Source organism: Nonomuraea basaltis (assembly GCF_005893125.1).
In the GTDB taxonomy this organism is placed as follows: domain Bacteria; phylum Actinomycetota; class Actinomycetes; order Streptosporangiales; family Streptosporangiaceae; genus Nonomuraea; species Nonomuraea basaltis.
Genome location: NZ_VCJS01000070.1, coordinates 36,992 through 57,815, shown reverse-complemented (window position 1 = coordinate 57,815; position 20,824 = coordinate 36,992). Strand labels below are relative to the sequence as shown.

General features: G+C 72.1%; 18 protein-coding genes. 9 read left to right on the top strand and 9 right to left on the bottom strand.

Annotated elements, in window-relative coordinates; all coding sequences use genetic code 11:
- Positions 1-33: 33 nt before the first annotated feature.
- Positions 34-528, bottom strand: a complete 495-nt coding sequence (locus EJK15_RS30180; RefSeq protein ID WP_138713866.1) for a DUF3145 domain-containing protein — start codon at positions 526-528, stop codon at positions 34-36.
- Between the two features lie 175 nt (positions 529-703).
- On the opposite strand from EJK15_RS30180, the gene EJK15_RS30175 reads away from it, so the two are divergent.
- The 4 genes from EJK15_RS30175 to EJK15_RS30160 all read left to right on the top strand — a co-directional run bounded on the left by EJK15_RS30175 (position 704) and on the right by EJK15_RS30160 (position 5,465).
- Positions 704-1,717 carry a S8 family peptidase gene (locus EJK15_RS30175; protein ID WP_138713865.1) on the top strand — a complete coding sequence of 338 codons (1,014 nt, stop codon included), beginning with the start codon at positions 704-706 and terminating at the stop codon, positions 1,715-1,717.
- 72 nt (positions 1,718-1,789) lie between these two features.
- Positions 1,790-2,326 (top strand): RNA polymerase sigma factor, encoded by a 537-nt coding sequence (locus EJK15_RS30170; RefSeq protein ID WP_240777301.1) that lies wholly within the window; start codon positions 1,790-1,792, stop codon positions 2,324-2,326.
- Positions 2,323-2,778, top strand: a complete 456-nt coding sequence (locus tag EJK15_RS30165; RefSeq protein WP_138713863.1) for a hypothetical protein — start codon at positions 2,323-2,325, stop codon at positions 2,776-2,778. The genes EJK15_RS30170 and EJK15_RS30165 overlap by 4 nt, the downstream gene beginning before the upstream one ends.
- Before the next feature lie 125 nt (positions 2,779-2,903).
- Complete coding sequence (locus EJK15_RS30160) at positions 2,904-5,465, top strand: CHAT domain-containing protein (protein ID WP_138713862.1); 2,562 nt, start codon at positions 2,904-2,906, stop codon at positions 5,463-5,465.
- Positions 5,466-5,475: 10 nt separating this feature from the next.
- Here the strand turns inward: EJK15_RS30160 and EJK15_RS30155 are convergent, their stop codons facing one another.
- From EJK15_RS30155 to EJK15_RS30140, 4 genes are all read right to left on the bottom strand, one after another.
- Positions 5,476-6,294, bottom strand: coding sequence for a sulfurtransferase (locus EJK15_RS30155; RefSeq protein ID WP_138713861.1), 819 nt, complete (start codon positions 6,292-6,294; stop codon positions 5,476-5,478).
- Between the two features lie 28 nt (positions 6,295-6,322).
- Positions 6,323-7,450, bottom strand: coding sequence for an alkaline phosphatase family protein (locus EJK15_RS30150; RefSeq protein ID WP_240777300.1), 1,128 nt, complete (start codon positions 7,448-7,450; stop codon positions 6,323-6,325).
- Positions 7,451-7,673: 223 nt separating this feature from the next.
- Positions 7,674-8,264, bottom strand: coding sequence for a DUF5998 family protein (locus EJK15_RS30145; protein WP_138713859.1), 591 nt, complete (start codon positions 8,262-8,264; stop codon positions 7,674-7,676).
- Positions 8,265-8,379: 115 nt separating this feature from the next.
- Positions 8,380-11,238 (bottom strand): bifunctional acetate--CoA ligase family protein/GNAT family N-acetyltransferase, encoded by a 2,859-nt coding sequence (locus tag EJK15_RS30140; protein ID WP_138713858.1) that lies wholly within the window; start codon positions 11,236-11,238, stop codon positions 8,380-8,382.
- 147 nt (positions 11,239-11,385) lie between these two features.
- Between EJK15_RS30140 and EJK15_RS30135 the strand changes: the two genes are divergently transcribed.
- The gene (locus tag EJK15_RS30135; RefSeq protein WP_138713857.1) at positions 11,386-12,279 is read left to right on the top strand and encodes a carbohydrate kinase family protein; all 894 of its coding nucleotides are present in this window, start codon (positions 11,386-11,388) and stop codon (positions 12,277-12,279) included.
- 61 nt (positions 12,280-12,340) lie between these two features.
- On the opposite strand, the gene EJK15_RS30130 is transcribed toward EJK15_RS30135, so the two are convergent.
- Together EJK15_RS30130 and EJK15_RS30125 are read right to left on the bottom strand one after the other, a co-directional pair.
- A complete protein-coding gene (locus tag EJK15_RS30130; protein WP_138713856.1) occupies positions 12,341-14,455 on the bottom strand; it encodes a RecQ family ATP-dependent DNA helicase in 2,115 nt (704 codons plus the stop codon).
- A 197-nt stretch (positions 14,456-14,652) separates the two neighbouring features.
- The gene (locus EJK15_RS30125; protein WP_138713855.1) at positions 14,653-15,477 is read right to left on the bottom strand and encodes a TauD/TfdA dioxygenase family protein; all 825 of its coding nucleotides are present in this window, start codon (positions 15,475-15,477) and stop codon (positions 14,653-14,655) included.
- A 131-nt stretch (positions 15,478-15,608) separates the two neighbouring features.
- On the opposite strand from EJK15_RS30125, the gene EJK15_RS30120 reads away from it, so the two are divergent.
- A complete protein-coding gene (locus EJK15_RS30120) occupies positions 15,609-18,131 on the top strand; it encodes a DNA gyrase/topoisomerase IV subunit A (RefSeq protein WP_240777299.1) in 2,523 nt (840 codons plus the stop codon).
- 214 nt (positions 18,132-18,345) lie between these two features.
- Here EJK15_RS30120 and EJK15_RS30115 read toward each other — a convergent pair whose 3' ends face one another.
- Positions 18,346-18,717, bottom strand: a complete 372-nt coding sequence (locus EJK15_RS30115) for a VOC family protein (RefSeq protein WP_138713871.1) — start codon at positions 18,715-18,717, stop codon at positions 18,346-18,348.
- A gap of 61 nt (positions 18,718-18,778) precedes the next feature.
- Between EJK15_RS30115 and EJK15_RS30110 the strand changes: the two genes are divergently transcribed.
- Positions 18,779-19,342, top strand: coding sequence for a thioredoxin family protein (locus EJK15_RS30110; protein WP_138713853.1), 564 nt, complete (start codon positions 18,779-18,781; stop codon positions 19,340-19,342).
- Positions 19,343-19,662: 320 nt separating this feature from the next.
- Positions 19,663-19,791 (top strand): SAM-dependent methyltransferase, encoded by a 129-nt coding sequence (locus EJK15_RS30105; protein ID WP_138713852.1) that lies wholly within the window; start codon positions 19,663-19,665, stop codon positions 19,789-19,791.
- A gap of 66 nt (positions 19,792-19,857) precedes the next feature.
- Here the strand turns inward: EJK15_RS30105 and EJK15_RS30100 are convergent, their stop codons facing one another.
- Positions 19,858-20,175 (bottom strand): hypothetical protein, encoded by a 318-nt coding sequence (locus EJK15_RS30100; protein ID WP_138713851.1) that lies wholly within the window; start codon positions 20,173-20,175, stop codon positions 19,858-19,860.
- A 139-nt stretch (positions 20,176-20,314) separates the two neighbouring features.
- On the opposite strand from EJK15_RS30100, the gene EJK15_RS30095 reads away from it, so the two are divergent.
- Entirely contained in the window at positions 20,315-20,809 is a 495-nt protein-coding gene (locus tag EJK15_RS30095; RefSeq protein ID WP_138713850.1) for a beta-class carbonic anhydrase, read from the top strand.
- Positions 20,810-20,824 lie beyond the last annotated feature (15 nt).

The window sequence follows — 20,824 nt, the reverse complement described above, 5'->3', positions numbered from 1 at the left end:
GGCGGGCTGTTGGCCGGTGGCGGGCTCGGGGGGTCAGACGGCGGCGTGGAGCCAGCGGACCGGGGCGCCGTCGCCCGCGTACCTGAACGGCTCCAGCTCCTCGTCCCACGGCCGCCCGAGCATCTTGTCGATCTCCTCCTCCAGCACGCACCGCCCCTGGGCGGCCATCATCATGGCCGTGCGGAGCCGGTCCTCGGGGATCATGATGTCGCCGGAGGCGCCGATGACCGCGGTGAAGGCGCCGAGCGTCGGCGTGTAGGCGTGCCGGGACCCGTCCACGCCCGGTGAGGCGTCCTCCGTTATCTCAAATCTGAGGCGCTGCCAGCCCATGAGCGAGGAGGCGATGCCCGCGGCGATGCCCGGGCGACCCTCCCATTCCGCCTGCGCTCGCACGACGTTGGGCGCGGCGGGCTGCGGCGTCCACGTCAGATCTACGGGCACGCCAAGGACACCCGCGACTGCCCATTCGATGTGAGGGCACAGCGCGGGCTGAGCCGAGTGGACGTAAAGGACGCCACGAGCAGACACCGGACCTCCCGTTTCGGTACGAGGTGCGCCTTCCCCAACGGCCTCGCCACAGGATGATCACAAGTGACTAGGGAGAGACTACCGTCGGTCGCAACCGGGCACCAGAGGGCGGCCATACCAAGTTGGTGCGGGCGTGTCGCGTGACACCTGTTGCAGGCGGGAAACATACCCGGCCATGGAAATCCAATCTGTCGGCGAGGCGTTCATCCGGCCAGGTCAGCTACTGGCCGACCGGAGCGCGGTCTCAGCCGCGTCGCGCTGGACCCAGGCGGTCTCGGAGGCGGACGGGGTCTGCGTCCTCCATCTGGCGCCCGGCGTCGACCCCTGCGAGCTGACGGCCGAGCTGCGCGGGCAGGGTTTCAGGGCGTCGCCGAACCACGTGCTCCGCGGCCAGCCGCTGTTCTTCGGCGGCCCCGCGTCCAGGCCTTTCCCCGCCCCGCCCATCGCCTTCAGACCGGGCAGGTCCCGCTCGGACGTGGCGGTGGGCCTGCTCGACACCGGCGTGGCCAGGCACCCGTGGTGGTCGGGCAGCGACTGGTACGGCCGTACCGGCCCCGAGGAGGCCGACGCGTCCGAGGGTGAGCAGGCGGGCCACGGGACGTTCATCGCGGGCCTGCTGGCACGCCGGGCGCCAGGCGTGGCGCTGCGCGTGCACCGGGTGCTCGACGGCGACGGCCTCGGCGACGAGGCGTCCGTCGTACGCGCCCTCCACCGCATGCGGGAGCGGCCCCCTCAGGTGCTCAACCTGTCCTTCGGCGGCCACACGTTCGACGAGCGGCCGCCGCCCGTGCTGGCCGACGCCCTCGGCGCGCTCGCGGACACGGTGGCGGTGGCCTGCGCCGGCAACACGGCGTCCGACCGGCCGTTCTGGCCCGCGGCGCTGCCCTCCGTGGTGGGCGTGGCGGCCCTGGACGCCACGCAGGAGCGCCGGGCCCCCTACTCCGGGTACGGCATCTGGGTGGACGCCTGCGCCCGCGGCGACTGGCTGTCCAGCAGCTATCTCGACACGGGCGAGTACGGCGGCTTCGCGGCGTGGAGCGGCACGTCGTTCGCCACCGCCCTGGTGGCCGGGACCATTGCCGACGCGGCCAGGAACGAACCGGCGAAAGAGGTGGTGAGGCGACTCCTTGACGCCGAGGAGACCCGGCAAATTCCCGATCTGGGAGTTGTCGTCCCGGCGAGTCTGTAGAGTTTACGCTCAGTTCCCGGCCAATCACGAGGAGGCATGATCGCCTCTCCGTACCGGACGAGAGGAGGCCGCGTGCACGCTGACCGTGACCCAGCGGAGCTACTCCAAGGCGCGGCCGACGGCGATCGGTCGGCGTGGGACGAGCTCGAGTCCAGGTTCGGGCCGCTCATGTGGGCCGTGGCCCGCGCGTGCGGCCTGAGCCCCTCTGATGCGGCGGACGTGGTCCAGGGCTCCTGGCTGCGCCTGCTCCAGCACCTCGAGAGCATCAGGGACCCGGCGGGGGTGGGAGGTTGGCTCGCGACTACCGTACGCCGCGAGGCCCTGCTGCTCCTGCGCAGGCAACGCCCGGGAGTCTTCTCCTCCGAGGTTGTCGAGGACCCCGACCCGGCCGCCGCCGTCCTGGAGACCGACGGCAGGCAGCTGCTCTGGAAGACGGTCTCCACCCTGCACGAACCCTGCCGCACGCTGCTCCAGCTGGTCGCGATCGATCTTGGGAGCCGGCAGACGGCGATGCGGCTCGGACTACCGATCGGCAGCGTCGGCCCGACCCGGGCCCGCTGCCTGGAAAAACTGCGCACTCTGATCTCATCTCAGGAGACGGCGCAATGATCAACGACGAATACTTCCTGGCGGCGCTCCGGCTGGCCGCCGGGAACGACCCGATCCCGGCTCACGTGTCCTCCGCCGCGCGCGACGTCTACGGGCTCCGGGTCCCCCGGGCGGTGACCGCCGCCCCCGCCGAGAGCGCCGCCATCCGCACGAGCTCCGGCCCGCGCGGTGACGACGGCTCGCACCTGGTGCGCTTCGTCGCGGCCGGGCTCACCTTCGACCTGGAGGTGACGGTGGGCGACGGGCTCATCGACGTCGCCGGCCAGGTCTTCCCCTACCCAGGAGAGGGCGCCCTCGTCGATGTAAAGACCCCGCATCTGACGCTGACCAGGCGGATAGCTCACAACGGCCATTTCGCCGCCACCGGCCTGCCTCCGGGCTGGCTGAGCGTGGTGTGCCACCGGCCCGGGCACGCACCCGTACAGACCAGGTGGGTACGCATCCGCCCCTGACCCGCACCGGTCCAGTCGCCGGTCTCCCCCGACCCTGAGCCGTGACCAGCCGGTTCCGGCCTGACCTCGCAGCCAGCCGGCCGGGAGAGCCACGCCTTCTCCTGCCGTCTCGACCAAGGCCCGCCATGAGCGACACCTCGGAGGAACACCACGCACCCGGCGGCCCCGGCCCGCTCATCGCCGCGGCCGAGGCCGCCATGATGCGTTCTCTGGTCGATCCCGGCCATGCCATGTACGCGGGCCGCGTCGTGCTCGCGGCGGCCCGCCGCACCGGATCCGCCGAGGCAGAGACCGTCGCGCTCCGGGCGATGGCGCTGGCCGCCCGAGAGCTGGGCGATCTCGAGGGCGCCGAACGCCACCTCCGTCAGGCCATCTCCACCCCGGGAGCGCCGCGGGAGCGGGTCGCCCAGGCGCGGCTGTCGCTCGTCACCGTACGCACCGAGCGCGGCCACCCCCTCCAGGCACTGCGCGTGGCCGCCCTGGCCTGGGCCTACCTGTCCCCGCTCGACCGCGCCAAGCTGGACACCCAGCGCGCGGTCGCGCTGGCCCGCCTCGGCCGCTTCCAGGAGGCCATCGCCTCCTGCGACCGCGCGCTGCGGGCACTCGTGGCCGCGCCGGGCACCGTCGACGACCGCAGGTTCCTGGCGGGCGGCCTGCTCAACCGTGGGCTCATCCACTCGTACCGGGGAGACTGGGACGCCGCCATGCGCGACCTCACGGCCTGCCTGCAGATCTCCCAGAACTCCGGGCTGCAGCACCTGGCCCGGCTGTCGGCCGCCAACCTGCCCTTTCTCGCGGTGCGGCGGGGCGACATCGCCGGGGCGTTCCACCACTACCGGGAGGCCGAGGACACCCTGGTCGGCTTCCCCGAGCGGCTGGCCACGATGCGCGCCGACTTCGCCGGCGCCTTGCTGGCCGCCCACCTCCCGGGCGAGGCCAGGGCCATGCTGAACCTGGCCGTGCCCGACCTCGAGGCGTCCGGGGCCCACGTGGCGCTGGCCGAGGCGCGGCTCAAGCTGGCCCAGGTGGAGCTGCTGACCGGCGACCCGCACCGGGCGCGGCAGGTGGCCGAGCAGGCGGCGGCCGAGCTGGCCGCGCAGGACCGGGCGTCGTGGCTGCCGCTGGCCAGGGAGGTCGTGCTGCGCGCCCGGCTGGCCCTCGAACCCGCCACGCCCGGCCTGGTCGCCGAGCTGATCGCGTGTGCGGACGAGCTGGAGGACGGGTTCGACCATCTCGCGGGGGCGGCGGCGTTGCGGCTGGTGGCGGCCGAGGCCGCGCTCACCGTCGACGACCACCCGACGGCCTCGGCGCAGCTGGCCCGGCTCACCCGGCACGCCGAGCGGGGCGAGCAGTGGGCGCCCGCGGGGACCCGGCTGACCTCGCTCGCCTCGGAGCCGCAGGCCAGGCAGCTCGCGCGGGCGTCGCAGATCCCGGCACCGGTGCGCCAGCACGCGCTGGCTCTGGAAGCGGCGCTGCAGGAGGACGTCACGGGGGCTTTTCGCGCGGTCCGCGACGGGCTGGCCGAGGTGAGCGAGCGGGTGGAGACGTTCGACGATCCGTCGCTGCGCGCCCACGCGGCCAGGGCCGGGGAGCGGCTCGCGGCGTTCGGGCTGGGGCTGGCGGTGCGTGACGGGGGCGCTGGGGACGTGTTCGAGTGGGCCGAGCGGTGGCGGGCCGTCACGGCGCCCGCCCATGCCTGCGCGCTGGTGGATCCCGAACGGGTGCGGGCGGAGCTGGGGCGGGGAGCTCTGGTGGAGTTCGTGGTCGACGAGGGGATACTGCTGGCCGTACTGATCGCCGGGGAGCGGATGCTGCTGCGGTGGCTCGGGGACGTGCGGCCGGTCGAGGAGGCGATCGTCCGGCTCCGCTATGCGGTCCGCCGGCAGGGGGAGACTCGAGATTGGCTGCGTGGCACCGGGCCGGGTGGCGTGGGGGACGTCGAGACGGCGGGCCGGGAGATCGAGCGGCTGCTGTTCCGGCCGCTGGCGGCGGCGATGGGCGACCGGCCGCTGGTGATCGTGCCCGTGGGCGCGCTGCACACGCTGCCGTGGGGCGCGCTCCCGTGCCTGCGCGAGCGTCCGGTGAGCGTGGCGGCCAGCGCGGCCGCGTGGGTGCGGGCGCGGGAGCTCGGAAACGCTCGCGGGGACGGGCCTCCGGCGGTGGTGGCGGCGGCCGGGCCGGCGCTCGCCCACGCGCATGCGGAGGTGGCGCACGTGCTGGCCTGCCATCCGGGCGGGCGCGCGGTGCCGGGGCGCACCGGGGCGGTGCTGGAGGCGCTGGGGGACGCGGACGTGCTGCATCTGGCGGCGCACGGGGTGTTCCACGCGCGGAGCCCGCTGGTGTCCGGGATCACGCTGGAGGATGGCGCGCTCATGGCGTACGACCTGCTGACTGTGCCGCGGTCACCGGGGCTCGTGGTGCTTTCCGCGTGCAATTCCGGCATGTCGCGTACGCCGGTGGAGGGGGCGCCGCTGGGGTTGCCCGGAACGTTCCTGGCCAAGGGGTCGTCGTGTGTGATCGCGGGGATGGTGCCGGTGCAGGACGAGGCGGCGCGGGCGGTGATGAGCACGTTCCACGAGCTCGTCGCGGCCGGGCAGCCGCCGGACGCGGCGCTGGCGTGCGCCTCGGCCAAGACCGGGGTGTTCGAGTTCAGCTGCTTCGGCGCCGGCGACAGCGCCCTGTATTAGGTGGCGGTGCTCAGCCCGTGGCGACGGGCCTTGACGAGTCGGCGACCCAGTTGGACCAGGAGCCCACGTAGAGGGCGGCAGGCACGCCCGCCAGCTCCAGCGCGAGCACCTCGTGGGCGGCCGTCACCCCGGAGCCGCAGTACGCCCCCGCCCGGATGCCTTCACCGACGCCGAGCCCGGCGAACCTGGCCCGGAGCGCGGCAGGATCGAGGAACCTGCCGTCAGGACCGATGTTCTCCACAGTGGGCGCGTTGACGGCCCCCGGAACGTGTCCGGCCACCGGATCGACCGGCTCCACCTCGCCCCGATATCGCTCCGCCGCCCTGGCGTCGAGCAGCACGCCCTCGGCGGCCAGCGCCGCCGCCTCGCCGGCGGTCAGCACCGGCATCCCGCCCGGCCGCGCGGTGAAGTCTCCCTCCTCGACCGGCTCCGGCGGCTCCTTCGTGGTCGGCAGCCCGGCCTCGGTCCACGCGGACAGGCCGCCGTCGAGCACGCGGACGTCCTGGTGCCCGAAATAGCGCAGCGCCCACCAGGCCCTGGCGGCCACGGTGGAGCCGGCGTCGTCGTAGACCACCACCGGCCGGTCGCCGGACACCCCCAGGCGCCGCATCGCCCGCTGGAACGCGCCGGCCTCGGGCAGCGGATGCCGTCCGCCCTCGCCCGGAGGGGCCGCGAGATCGGTGTCGAGGTCGCAGTAGACGGCGCCGTCGATGTGGCCCTCGCGGTAGAGCTCCACCCCGGGCGGGCCGCCCAGCCGCCAGCGCACGTCGAGCACCGTCACGTCGCCGAGCGCGGCGAGTTCGGCAGGAGTGATCAGCGGGCTGGTCACGGGCGCACCTCCAAGCTTTTCGGGCTGGTCATGTGCGTACCTCCAGGAGCGGGACGTTCTGCTCGGCCGGCGTCATCGAACCGTGGTAGCCGGTGAAGACGGCCTCGACCGGGTGCTTCGCCGGGGCGGTGATGGCCAGGTCGGTGTAGGGGACGGCCACGACGTCGCCGATGCGCTCCAGCCACGCGTCGCGCACCCGGGGCCCGAACCAGCCGGACTCGACCGCCTCCTGCCTGGACACTACCCAGGCCTTGCCCCGAAGGGTCGCGCGCCACGCCTCCAGGACCTGTTGCGCGGCGCCCGGCTTGGCGTAGACGTGCCTGGCCCGGGCCTCGCCGCCGAGCAGCGCCACGCCTTCGGTCAGCTCGGGGACGCTCTCGGCGTCGATCTTCTCGGTGGCGTTGACCATGCCGTGGTCGGCGGTGATGTACAGGGCGGAGCCGGGAGGCAGCCCGGCGGCCAGCCGCTGGGCCATGTCGTCGACGATGGAGAGCTGCCGCAGCCACTCCTCGCCGCCCCATCCGACCATGTGGCCGGTGGAGTCGAGATCGCCGTAGTAGACGCTGACGTGGGCGGGCCGAGCCCGCATCGCGTCGTGTACGCGGGCGACCCGGTCGTCCACGCTCTCAGCGGCCGCGTAGCGCACGCCCCGGTAGACGGCCCTGGTCAGCCCGGTGCCCTCGAACTGGGCGGGGCCGACGTAGACGGGCTCGATCCCGGCCCGGGCGGCGCGCTGGTAGACGGTCTGGGCGGGCTGCCACTGCTCGGGGTCCATCGTCTGGCCGTCGGGCAGCGTCCACTTCAGGCAGTTGAACAGGTGCCCGGTGCCCGGCACGGCCAGCGTCAGGCCCAGCATGCCGTGCTCGCCCGGCGTCATGCCCGTGCCGAGGGAGCAGAGGCTGGTGACGGTGGTGGCGGGGAATCCGGCCGTGAGCGTCCTGCTCGCCAGCCCGGACAGGAAGGGGGCGGTCTCAGGGTGGGCCCGCAGCAGATCTGCGCCCAGGCCGTCGATCAGGAACAGGCATACGCGCTCGGCGGGCTCTAGGGAGAGGGGGTTCGGCGCGCCCGGCTCGCCTGCGTCTCGGACGCCCAGCGCGGCCAGCAGCGCACCAGGCAGATCCGCCAGCGACCCGCCGCCGTACCCTGGCACCAGCATGTCCCACATCCTAGCCTTTCGCGGATCTCTCCCTTTCTTGTGGATCTCTCCGGTTTATCTCTACGGCCGGCCGGGTTGCCCGCACTCGCCGTCGCCGGTTTCCGCCCGTCATGGCCGGTCGTGAGGGCTCACGGGGTGCTCGCCGCGACGAGCGCATGCTTGCCCTGCGTCTTCGCTGACATCGTGACTGCCGGCCTCGGGCCTGACGGTGAGCGGTGCAGGGTCAGGAGCCGGCGCGGGCGGTGGCCTCGGAGAGGGCCTTGGCGAAGGACAGGACGTGGGTGACCGCCTCCGGGCCGTCGGCCGCCTCGCTGACCCTGAGGGACAGGTCGTCGGCGGTGATCGCACCCGTGTAGCCGTGGTCGGCCTCGCAGTTCTCGTCGCCGCATGTGGCGGGCTCCAGGTCCACGTGGGAGATGGCCCCCCAGCCGATGGTGAGCGTCGCCTCTGTGGGAGGGACGCCGGGGACGTAGGAGGCGGGATCGGGCACGACCCTGGTGACCGCGACCGACTGGATGCGGGTCAGGCGGACGGCCTCCGTGGTCGTGGAGGCATGGGACGTCGAGACGCCCTCCACCGCGGGATGCTCATCGGTGTGGCAGACCAGCAGCCGCGACGCCGTCAGCACCAGCACGGTGACGTGCCTGCGCACCTCCATCGCGGGATCGAACGTCGCCTCGTGATGGACCACGAACGCGGTCACGGCCTCCTTGCCCAGCGCGGATTCGACCGCATCGGTGACGAGGTCGGGATAGTAGCCGCTGCGCTCGATCGCTTCACGCAGGCCCGCGGCTGAGACTCGGGTTTCCCTCATGGCTCCATCCTGCCAGGACCGGGCAGTGCACTCACCCGCTGGACATAACGCTCTATAACGTCTTCAACAGGGGTACCAGCGGTCACTCTGGTACGGCACCTTTGCCGGTGTCCGGTCAGGAAAGCCTGCGGGGGCCGCCGTCCAGGCGCGGGCCCGCCGGGGTGCGGAGGGTGGCGCGGGCGCCGAGGATCATCACGCTCGACTCCCCCACCAGCACTTGGTCCAGGTCCAGGCGGGCCACCTCGGGCAGGTCGCAGGCCAGGCGGCCGACGCGTACGAGGAGGTTCTCCAGGGCGTCGACGGCCACGGGCGGGTAGCCGTACTGGCCGAAGAGGAGCGGCGCGGCGCGTACCGAACGGACGAGGGCGGCGGCGTCCTCGCCGGTCAGGGGGGCGAGGCGGAAGCCCTGGTCGAGCAGGAGACGCGCGGTCACCTCGCCGAGCCCGAACGACACCACGGGGCCGAACGCCGGGTCCTCGATCACGCCCACCACGGTGGGGACGGCCGGCTGCGGCGCCATGCGCTGGACGGCCAGTCGCACCTTCTCCCCCAGCTGGTCGGCGAACTCGTCGTAAGCGTGGCGCACCATCTCGGGGCCCGTCAGCCCCAGGCGAACGGTGCCCGCCCGGCGTGAGGCACCCGGGTCGGCCACCTTGAGCACCACGGGCCAGCCGAGCCGCTCGGCGGCGGCCACGGCCTCGTCGGGCGAGCGCACCACCTCGGCCGGCCAGACCGTCAGGCCGTAGCAGGACAGCAACTCGGCGGCGTCGATCTCGACCGGCGGCCCGGGCTCCGCGAAGACACTCGACCGGGCGGCAGGTTTGCGCCCCGCCGCCGCCTCACCGGCGGATGCCGACGCCGGTCCGGTCGCCCCTTCCGCGGGCGTCGCCGAGCCGCGTTGGGCGGCGGTGTCCGGCTCCACCGAGGCGGCGCCGGGCGCGGCTGTGGGCGCTTCGGCCGAGGTGGTAGGGCCCGGGTCGATGTGGGCGGTCGCCAAGGTGGCGCGGACCAGGGCCTGGGCGCGGTCAGTTTCGATGTCGTCGAGGTCCGGTGGGGGCACCGCCGGGTGGGCGCGCCAGGTGGCGTACCGGACCACGTGGGCCAGGGCCCTGACCGCCTCCTCAGGGGCCGCGTACGAGGGGATGGACCCGCGCGCGGGCGTCGACTGGGCGCGGGACGGCTCCTGGGCCTCCACGCGCAGCGCCGGGTGCATGCCCAGATGGCCGTGGAAGGTGGTCAGCACCGGCTTGGGGACGTCCTTCGAGACCCGCAGCAGCTCGGCCGCCACCTTCTCCGTGTCGCCGGGAAGCGGCGGCATGTAGATCACGACGGCGGCGTCCACGTCGGAGGAGTGGAGTTCGCCGGCGAGCGCCGTACCGAACTCCGAGGCTCCCGCGGCGGCACCCAGGTTGACCGGCGGGCGGGGCTCGAGCCCGGCGGAGACGCAGGCGTCGGCGGCGAGCAGGCCGAGCGCGTCGGAGTTGGTCACGAGCGCGACCCGGGGCCCGGCGGGCAGCGGCTGGTAGGCCAGCAGCTGCCCCACGTCGAAGAGCTGGATGAGGTCGTCGACCCTGATCAGTCCCGCCTGCGCGAACAGCGAGCTGATCGCCGAGTCCGGCAACCCCAGCTCCTCCGCCGAGTGCCCCGACGGGGTGCCGCCGCTCTTGACCACCACGATCGGCTTGCTGCGCGCGATGCGCCTGGCCAGCCTGGTGAACTTGCGCGGATTGCCCAGCGACTCCAGGTAGAGCAGGATCACCTCGGTCGAGTCGTCCTCCTCCCAGTACTGGAGCAGGTCGTTGCCCGACACGTCGGCCCGGTTGCCCGCGGAGACGAACGACGAGATGCCCATGCCGCGCTGCGCCACCCGCTGCAGCAGCGCGGTGCCGAGCGCGCCCGACTGGCTGAAGAAGCCGACCCGGCCCCGGCCCGGCACGGTGGCGGCGAGGGTCGCGTTGAGCCGGACGGCGGGGTCGGTGTTGGCGATCCCGAGGCAGTTGGGGCCGACCACGCGCAGACCATAGGAGCGGGCGATGCGGGCCAGCTCGTCCTGCCTGGCCCGGCCTGGCGCGCCCGTCTCGCCGAAGCCGGAGGAGACCACGACCAGCCCGTGCACGCCCTTCTCCGCGCACTCCTTGACCACGTCGACCACGCTCTCGGCGGGCACGGCGACCACGGCCAGGTCCACGTCGCCGTCGATCGCGGTCACGCTCGGGTAGGCACGCACGCCCGCCACCGCCCGCGCCTCGCGGTGCACCGGGTAGACGGGGCCGGTGAAGTCGGCGGCCAGCAGGTTGCGCAGCACGGTCTGGCCGACCCCGCCGGGCTCGCGGGAGGCGCCGATGACCGCGACCGAGCCGGGGGTGAGGAGCCTGGCGATCGACCGGGCCTCGGCCCGGTGCTCGCGTGCCGCCGTCACCTCGGCGGAGGTGTCGGTGGGGGTGAGGTCGAGCGTCATGCGTACGACGCCGTCGGCGAACTGGCTCTGGGCCGTGTAGCCGGCCTGGCGCAGCAGGCCCATCATGCGCATGTTGGCGGGCAGGACGTCGGCGATGAAGCGTTCGATGCCGTGCTCGCGGGCGGTGGCGGCCAGGTGCTCCAGGAGCACGGAGGCCACTCCCCTGCCCTGGTGGGCGTCCTCGACGAGGAAGGCCACCTCGGCCTCGCCGGGCCCGGTGCGGTCGTAGCGGATCACGGCGACCATCTCGGTGCCGATGGTGGCGATCAGCGCGACCCTGCTGACGTAGTCGACGTTCGTGAAGCGCTCGACGTCCCTGTCGGACAGCCGCGGCCGGGGCCCGAAGAACCGGAAATAGATCGACTCGTCGGACAGGCGCGAGTAGAAGGAACGGAGGCGGTCCGCGTCAGCGGGCCTGATCGGGCGAACGTGAGCGGTGCCACCGTCGGCCAGGACGACATCGGCCTCCCAGTGGGCCGGATAGTGTGCCTCCACAGTCTCGAGCGTAACCCGCATCCCAAATGCCAAGACCAGAGGGCCTGTTGGGCAACGCTTGTGCATCGACTCCAGGCTGGTGTCACCGGTCCGCCCCACGGGCCGCCCGGAAGCTGTTAGTTTTGCCCGTGGCCAGGCTCGTTCTGAAGGCAGCAAGGTGGTGACATCATGACGCGGGTCGTCGTGGTGGGCGATCTCATGACCGACGCGGTCGCGCGCGCCCGTTATGCGCTCGCCAGGGCGAGCGACACCCCGGCGATCGTCACGATGCACGGTGGCGGCTCTGGGGCGAACATCGCCTCGTGGCTCGCCGTCGAGGGCGCCGAAGTGGCCTTCATCGGCCGCAGGGGCGCCGACATCACCGGGCGAAACCGCGACATGGAGCTGATGGGCTACGGCGTCGACGCCCGGCTCGTCATGGATCCCGAGCGGCCGACCGGCACCTGCGTGGTGCTCGTCACCCACAAGGGCGAGCGCACCATGCTCTCCGACCCTGGCGCCAACGCCGCGCTGTCGCCGGAGGATCTGCCGCGCGACCTGTTCCACTCGGGCGCTCATCTGCACCTGTCGGGCTACACGCTGATCAACGAGGGCTCGCGCGACGCCGGCCTCGCGGCGCTCGACATGGCCAGGCGCGGCGGAATGTCGATCTCGGTCGACTGCGCCTCGTCCGCGCCGCTGGAGCGCACGGGGGCCGAGCCGTTCCTGGAGTGGACCAACGGCGCCAAGCTGCTGTTCGCCAACATCGACCAGGCCAAGGTGCTGACCGGCCGCGACGACGCGGAGGCCGCCGCCAAGGTGCTGACCGCGTGGTTCCCGCAGGTCGTTATCAAGATGACCGCCGAGGGCGCGCTGTGGTTCAGCAACGGCCGCCCCGACCCGGTGCACGTGCCCGCCCAGCCGGTCGACAAGATCGTTGACGGCACGGGGGCGGGAGACGCGTTCTGCGCCGGTTTCCTGCCGCCGTGGCTGGAGGGCAAGCCGCCGGCCGAGTCGCTGGAGTCGGGATGCCGGCTGGCCGCCAAGGCGATCATGCACCTGGGCGCCCGTCCTCCCTTCTAGGCGCCCGCTGCCGTGGGCGAGCGGGCGCTCGACGTCCAGAGCCCAGGGCTGACGATGGGTGTCAGCTGACGGTCGCCAGGGCCAGCGGCAGCACGGCGGGGGCGCCCGCGTGCCGGATCAGGGCGGTGGCCAGCGTCATCGTCCACCCGGTGTCGATACGGTCGTCGATCAGCAGGACGGGCCCGCCGCACTGCGCGATCTGGGCGCCGAGGTCCTTCGGCATGGCCAGGGTGCCCCTGATCGCCTGCACCCGCTTGGCGCTGTTGAACTGCCGCCCCGGCGAGCCCGCCCGATAGCCCAGCTCACCCAGGTAGGACAGCCGGCCGACCTGGGCCAGCCGCTCGGCGAAGGAGCGCAGGAGCTGCGGCCGCGTCGCGGACGGCACGCTGACCACGGCCACCGGGCGCGCCCGCCAGTCCCAGGCCGAGAGCACCTGGACCATGGCCTTGAACAGGTCGTCGGGCATCGGCCCGTCGCCGCCGCCGAACAGCTCCCGCAGCCGGTTGCCCCACCCGATGTCGGTGAGCCGCCCGAGCGCCCTGCCGGGCTCGGCGCCCAGCTCGGGCTTGATCCGCCCGGACAGGTCGGGCAGGCCGGTGGGCCACTGCCTGCGGGCCTCGATCTCTACGCCAGGCCTGCTCAGCCGCTCGCGGGCGGTCTCGACGGCCTGCGCGCCGATGTCCGGCGACCGGTGCCTGCCGGTGCAGTTGTCGCAGCGGCCGCAGGGCTTGGCGGCGTCGTCGTCGAGGTGCCGGCGCAGGTAGTGCTCCCGGCACTCGGTCGTCGTCAGGTAGCCCAGCATGGCCTCCTGCTCGGCCCGGCGCTCGGCGGCGATGCGGGTGTAGCGCTCGGTGTCGTAAGCCCACTCCTGCCCCGTGGCCTCCCAGCCGCCCTTGACCCGCCGGACGGCGCCGTCCACGTCGAGGACCTTGAGCATCATCTCCAGGCGGCTGCGGCTCAGGTCGACGGCGGTCTCGAGGGCCGGAGTGGACATGAGGCCGCGCTCTTCGAGCGTCTGGAGCGTGGTGCGTACGACGGGCTCGGGCGGGAAGGCCAGCGAGGCGAAATAGGCCCAGATGTCGCGGTCCTCGGTGCCGGGCAGCAGGATCACCTCGGCCCGCTCGACGCCGCGCCCGGCCCGGCCGACCTGCTGGTAGTAGGCGACCGGCGACTGCGGCGCCCCCACGTGCACGACGAACCCCAGGTCCGGCTTGTCGAACCCCATCCCGAGCGCGCTCGTCGCCACCAGCGCCTTGATCTTGTTGTTGAGCAGCGCCTCCTCGGCCGCCAGCCGCTCGGCCGGGTCGGTCTGCCCGGAGTATGCGGCCACCTCGTGCCCCTGCTCGCGCAGGTAGCCGGCGATCTCGTGGGCGGCTGCCACGGTCAGCGTGTAGACGATGCCGGAGCCGGGAAGCTCGCGCAGCGTCTGGGCGAGCCAGGCCAGCCGCTGCTCGGCGGTGGGCAGGCGGACCACGCTGAGGTGCAGGCTCTCGCGCTCCAGCGGCCCGCGCAGCACGAGCGTGGCGTCCCCGTCGGGCCGCAGCTCGGCGGGCAGGCGCATCTGCTCGGCCACGTCGCGGGTGACGCGGGCGTTGGCGGTGGCGGTGGTGGCCAGGACGGGGATGCCGGGCGGCAGCTCCTCGAACAGCCTGGCCAGCCTGCGGTAGTCGGGCCTGAAGTCGTGACCCCAGTCGGAGATGCAGTGCGCCTCGTCGACCACCACGAGCCCGGCGCTCTCGGCCAGCTCGGGCAGCACGTTGTCGCGGAAGTCGGGGTTGTTGAGCCGCTCGGGGCTGACCAGCAGCACGTCGACCATGCCGTCGGCGACCTGGCCGTAGATCTCCTCCCACGCCTCGGGGTTGGCGGAGTTGATCGTGACGGCCCTGATGCCGGCGCGCTCGGCGGCGGCGATCTGGTTGCGCATCAGCGCCAGCAGCGGCGAGACGATGACCGTGGGGCCCTCACCCAGCTCGCGCAGGAGCGCGGTGGCCACGAAGTAGACGGCTGACTTGCCCCAGCCGGTGCGCTGCACGACGAGGACCCTGCGCCGGTCGACGACGAGTGCCTCGATGGCGGCCCACTGGTCGTCACGGAGCACGGCGTGGTCGCCGGCCAGCGCCCGCAGGCGCGCTTCGGCCTCTTCGCGGAGCGCGGTGGCATCGGGGGCATCAATCATGTCCCCCTTGCTACCACCTCCTCCCGACGAAACGCGCATCCTCCTTTAAACCCAGATCATTCTTTACGGCTTCGCCAAGTTGTCCCCACCCTCCGCACGTGGCCAGGCCCCGTCCAGGGGAACGCTCCTCCGGTTCACGGGGCCGGGCGCTGTTACGTGCGCATTGTGGGCCGGCCAGGTGGTTGCGGCGAGACACGTCAGGATGGGTCCGCGTGTTCCGGGAAAGCGTTGATCGTGACCCGGTGCATGCGGCGGCGTTCGGTGTAGTCCGCCACCGCGTAGTGCTGCGTCGGCCTGTTGTCCCAGAAGGCCATCGTGCCCGGTCGCCATTTGAGGCGGCACTGGTACTCCGGGGAGCGGATGTGGTCGATCAGGAGCGGCAGCAGGGCCTCGTTCTCCCGGTCCGACAGGCCGACGAGGCGGGTCGTGGAGGAGCGGTTCACGAAGAGGGCCTTCCTGCCCGTCTCCGCGTGCACGCGTACCACCGGGCGCTCGATCGGGGGCCACTTGGCCTGGATCTCCTCCAGGTCGAACGGGTGCCCCTTCGAGATCGCCTTCTTCATCGACATCGTGATGTCGTGCACGGCCGTCAGCTCGTCGCACAGCCGCTGGATGGACGGCGAGAGCGTCTCGTACGCCAGGTAGGTGTTGGCCCAGCACGTGTCGCCGCCCACGCTGGGCAGCTGGACGCAGCGCAGCAGGGAGCCCATCGGCGGCGTGGGCTCGAAGGTGTTGTCGCTGTGCCACTCGTCGCCGCCCTCCCCCTTGGGGGAGGTCTGGTCGAGCACGTGGATGGGGCTGGTGGAGTCCTTCTTGAAGGCGGGGTGGTTGAGCGTGCCGAAGTTCAGGGCGAACTGCAGGTGCTGCTCGTCTTCGATGTGCTGGTCGCGGAAGAACAGAACGAGGTGCTTGAGCCAGCCCTCCCGCAGGGTCGCCGCCTCTTCCTGCGACAGCGGCTTGCGCAGATCGACCCCGGTGACCTCGGCGCCGATGTGCTTGGTCACGGGATGGAACTCGATCATGACGCCTCCGGAGACAAGGGGTAGTCCACGACCCGAACGTACGACCCAAGCAATTGCTTGGTCAAGACCCTCGCCTCCTCACGCGACTCATCACGCGAACGAGTCGCGGGCACCCGAATACCTTCGGCACAATGTTCGACATGGCCCGACGCACGACAGCACCCCCGCCCGAGGACTTCGAGGAGCGGATCGTCGACATCGACGTCTCCTCCGAAATGCGCACGAGCTTTCTCGAGTACGCCTACTCGGTGATCTACCAGCGGGCATTGCCCGACGCTCGTGACGGCCTCAAGCCCGTGCAGCGGCGCATCCTCTACTCGATGAGCGAGATGGGGCTGCGTCCTGACCGCGGCCACGTCAAGTGCTCGCGCGTCGTCGGCGACGTCATGGGCAAGCTGCACCCGCACGGCGACTCCGCCATCTACGACGCCCTGGTGCGGCTGGCGCAGCCGTTCTCCATGCGGCTGCCGCTGGTGGACGGGCACGGCAACTTCGGCTCGCCCGACGACCTGCCCGCCGCCATGCGATACACCGAGGCCAGGCTGGCCCCGGCGGCCATGCTCATGGTCGAGTCGCTCGACGAAGACACCGTGGGCTTCAAGCCCAACTACGACGGCCAGGAGACCGAGCCGGTCGTCATGCCGTCGGCGTTCCCCAACCTGCTGGTCAACGGCACGAGCGGCATCGCGGTCGGCATGGCGACCAACATGGCGCCGCACAACCTCACCGAGGTCGTGGCCGCCGCCCGGCACCTGATCAAGAATCCTGGCGCGACGCTCGACGAGCTGATGAAGTTCGTGCCGGGCCCCGACCTGCCGACCGGCGGCTCGATCATCGGGCTGCAGGGGGTGCGAGACGCGTACGAGACCGGGCGCGGCACGTTCCGGATGCGGGCCAAGTGCGTGGTCGAGCAGATCACGCCGCGCCGCAAGGGCATCATCGTCACCGAGCTGCCCTACAACGTCGGCCCCGAGCGCGTGGTCACCAAGATCAAGGAGCTGGTGAACAGCAAGAAGCTCCAGGGCATCGCCGATCTCAAGGACCTCACCGACCGGCACAAGGGCCTGCGGCTGGTCATCGAGATCAAGAACGGCTTCATCCCCGAGGCCGTCCTGGAGGAGCTCTACCGGCTGACGCCGATGGAGGAGACGTTCGGCATCAACAACGTCGCCCTGGTCGACGGCGAGCCGCGTACGCTCGGGCTGCGCGAGCTGCTCCAGGTCTACGTCGACCACCGGCTGGAGGTCGTGCGCCGCAGGTCCGAGTTCCGGCGCCGCAAGCGCGAGGAGCGCCTGCACCTGGTCGACGGCCTGATCACCGCGCTGCTCAACATCGACGAGGTCATCCAGGTCATCCGCGCCTCCGACGACTCGGCGCAGGCGCGGACGCGGCTGATGGACGTGTTCGACCTGACCGAGATCCAGGCCGCCTACATCCTCGACACGCCGCTGCGCCGCCTGACCCGCTACGACAAGCTGGAGCTCGACCGCGAGAAGGAGACGCTGAGCGACGAGATCGCCAAGCTCACGGAGATCCTGTCCTCGGAGACCAAGCTGCGCCAGGTCGTCTCCGGCGAGCTGGCCGACGTGGCCAAGAAGTACGCCACGCCGCGCCGCACGATCCTGCTGGAGTCGCCGGGCGTCGCCCGCACCCCGATGGTCTCGCTCCAGGTGGCCGACGACCCGTGCCTGGCGCTGCTGTCGTCGACCGGCCTGCTGGCCCGCACCCCCGACGCCACGCCGCTGCCGGGCGAGGGCGAGCGCCAGGCGCACGACGTGCTGGTCTCCGTGGTACGCACCTCCGTACGCGGCGAGGTGGGCGTCGTCACGTCGCTGGGCCGGCTCATCCGCGTCCAGGTCGTGGACCTGCCCACCTTGCCGCCCACGAACAACCCGCCTTCGCTGTCGGGCGGCCATCCGGTCTCCGAATACGTCTCCCTGCAGCCCGACGAGAAGGTCGTCGGCCTGGGCTCGCTCGATCCCGACGGGCCCGGGCTGGCGCTGGGCACGGCGCAGGGCGTGGTCAAACGGGTGGTGCCGGACTATCCGGCCAACCGCGACGACTTCGAGGTCATCACGCTGAAGGACGGCGACAGCGTGGTGGGGGCCGTTGAGCTGGTGTCGGAGTCGCACGATCTGGTGTTCATCTCCTCCGACGCGCAGCTCCTGCGTTTCTCCGCCGCGCTCGTGCGCCCGCAGGGGCGGCCGGCGGGCGGCATGTCCGGCATCCGGCTGGACGGCGGGGCCAGGGTGGTCTGGTTCGGCGTGGTCGATCCGGACCGTCCCGCGCAGGTCGTCACGGTCGCCGGGTCGTCCACCGCGCTGCCCGGGACGCAGGTGGGTGGCGGCAAGGTGTCCGACTACGCCGAGTTCCCGGCCAAGGGGCGGGCGACCGGCGGGGTGCGGGCCCAGCGGTTCCTGAGGGGCGAGGACGAGTTGCTGCTGGCGTGGGCCGGGACCGCGCCTGCCAAGGCGGTCTCGGCGGTGGGCAAGCCGGTGCCGCTGCCGGAGGAGCTCGGGCGGCGGGACGGCTCCGGCGTCCGCCTCACCCACACCATCGGCGCCATCGGCGGCGCCCTGGCCTCCGGACCCGACGTTCTGCCCGCAGGCGACAGGCCGTCGGCCCCGCCTGGGGACGAGCCGACGTCCCTCTGACGCCCTCTCCGCGACCCGGCCGCCGATCCGGCCCCGGGTCGTGGTGTGGCGTGCCGCCGTGCGCTCCGTGGCGCACGCCGGCGTTACCTAGGCTCACTAGCGTGACGTCGTGGAAAGAGCACGCGATCTGGTGGCACGTGCATCCGCTGGGCTTCGCCGGCGCGGAGCCCGCCGGCCCCGCCCCGCGGCGGGGCCGGTCACGGCGGGCGGCGGCTCAGTCCCGGCAGAGGCAGAACGGGTGGCCGGCCGGATCGAGGAACACCCGGAAGCTGTCCTCCTCGCTGGGCTGGTGCTCATGCTTGACCGCGCCGATGCCCAACGCCCGCTTCTCCGCCTCGTCCAGGTCGTCCACGTGGAGGTCGAGGTGAAACTGCTGCGGCCGCTCCGGATCCGGCCAGGTCGGCCGCCGGAAGTCCGGCGCGAGCTGGAAGGCCAGCCGCCTGGGCGGCCCGCCGTCGGACACGACCACCCAGTCGTCCTCGACCGACGTGACCGGCCAGCCCAGCAGCTGGGAGTAGAACTCCGCCAGCCCCTTGGGGTCGGGAGTGTCGAGGACCACGCTCCGGAATTCCGCGATGCCGCTCATCATTCACCTCTGAGAGAGTGAGAGTCGTTTCGCACGCCTGTCTACGGACGAAAATGGTGCCATGGCTGTCAACTCGTTCATGGTTCCGCTCGGCACTCCAGCGCCCAACTTCGACCTCACCGCCATCAACGGCGGCAGCGTCTCGCTGGGAGACCTCAAGGGCTCTCCCGCCACTCTCGTGGTCTTCCTGTCCAACCACTGTCCCTACGTGCGGCATATCGAGAAGGGTCTCGGCGCGCTGGCCGCGGACTACGGGGCCAGGCTGTCGATCGTCGCCATCTGCAGCAACGACAGCGTCAATTATCCCGACGACGACCCCACACACCTGGCGGAGCAGGCCGCCCGGGCCGGATTCACGTTCCCGTACCTGCTGGACGACACCCAGGAGGTGGCCAAGGCGTACAAGGCGGCGTGCACGCCGGACTTCTTCCTGTACGACGCCCACCTCCAGCTCGTCTACCGGGGCGAGTTCGACGACGCCCGGCCGGGCAACTCCGTGCCGGTGACCGGCTCGTCCCTGCGGGCGGCCATCAACGCCCTGCTGGAGGGCGGTGACGTGCCCGCGGAGCAGAACCCGTCGCTCGGCTGCGGCATCAAGTGGAAGCCGGGCAACGAACCCGCCTGAAACATGAGTCCCATTCGCATCGGCTTCTCTATGATCACAGGCACGAAGTCCCGGCACTCCCCTCTGCCACGCCTGTCGCCGATGCGACGGAGACCGAGATGGTCCGGTGGACTGCGTTACCCGCTCTGGCCGCGGTGGCCCTGCTGGCCGCCGCCTGCGTGAATCCCGACGCGGGCGGCGCCCAGCCGGGCGCCACACGTCGGCCACGGCCTCGAACGGGCCGAAGCGCATCGGGTTCTTCGGCTTCGCCAAGGCCAATTCGTTCGCGGCCGCCACGTTCGCCGGGGTCGAGGAGTACGCCAAGGCCGACAACGGCGCGCATGTTCGACGGCTTCGACCTGGTCGAGCCCGGGGTGACGCACGTGGCGGACTGGCGTCCCGACGAGCCGTGGGAGACCGAGCTCGCGGGCAGCGAGTGGTGGTACGTGAGAGTCGGCCGCAAACCCTGACCCCCACGCCGGGGTGCAATCCGTCACCGCACGCGCAGACCGCAGTCCCCGGCAATCCTCGACCGGTTACGAGGCCGAGGCGGCGATGGCGGCCGGGAGCGCGAGCAGGAGCTCGTGCGGCTCGCCGCCCTCCCAGTGCCGGATCAGCCGGGTGCCCGCCTCCCCCGGGTCGAACCGCTCACATCCCAGCGGCCCGAAGCATCCCGCCTCGTCCAGCATGAGGATGAGCGGGTCGTCGTCGGGCAGGCCGGCCGCGTAGATCGCGGTGTCGAGGAGGGCCAGCGCGCACTTGGCGTTGCGGCCGCCGTCATTGGACTCCACGCGGTCGAGGCGGCGCCAGGCTTGGGCACGGAGATACGCAGCGAGCGATTCGGACCTACTCACGACTAACCTTCTTCGATCACGTACATACGGCTACGTCATCATCACGCAAGGTGACGTGTTTTCGTGGGACCTTCGGGAAGTCCAGCCTGTCGCGACCCCGGAAGTCACCCGTTTTGGGACATGCGGGATCATCTCTGACATGAGTGCGTTCGACGACCTGTATGCCGCCAACACCAAGTTTGCGAAGGACTTCGGATACTCCGAGCTCACCGGCCGGGCAGCCCGCGGGCTGGCGGTCGTGACCTGCATGGACTCCCGCATCGACCCGCTGGGCCTGCTGGGCCTGGAGGCGGGCGACGCCAAGATCCTCCGCAACGCCGGCGCCCGCGTGACGGACGACGTCCTGCGTACCCTGGTGCTGGCCGTCTACCTGCTCGGCGTCGAGCGGGTGCTCGTCATGCCCCATACGGACTGCGGCATGGCCAAGGTGACGGACTCGGACGTACACGCTCTCACCAGCGAGCGCGGGGTGGACACCCGCAGCCTGGAGTTCCACACGGTGCCCGACCAGAACCAGGCGCTCCGCCACGATCTCACCCGTATCAGGACCAGCCCGTTCCTGCCGGCGGACATGCCGGTGGCCGGCGCGATCTACGACGTCCGCACCGGCCGCCTGACCGCTTCGGACTGCTGATCTCGCTTCGGAACG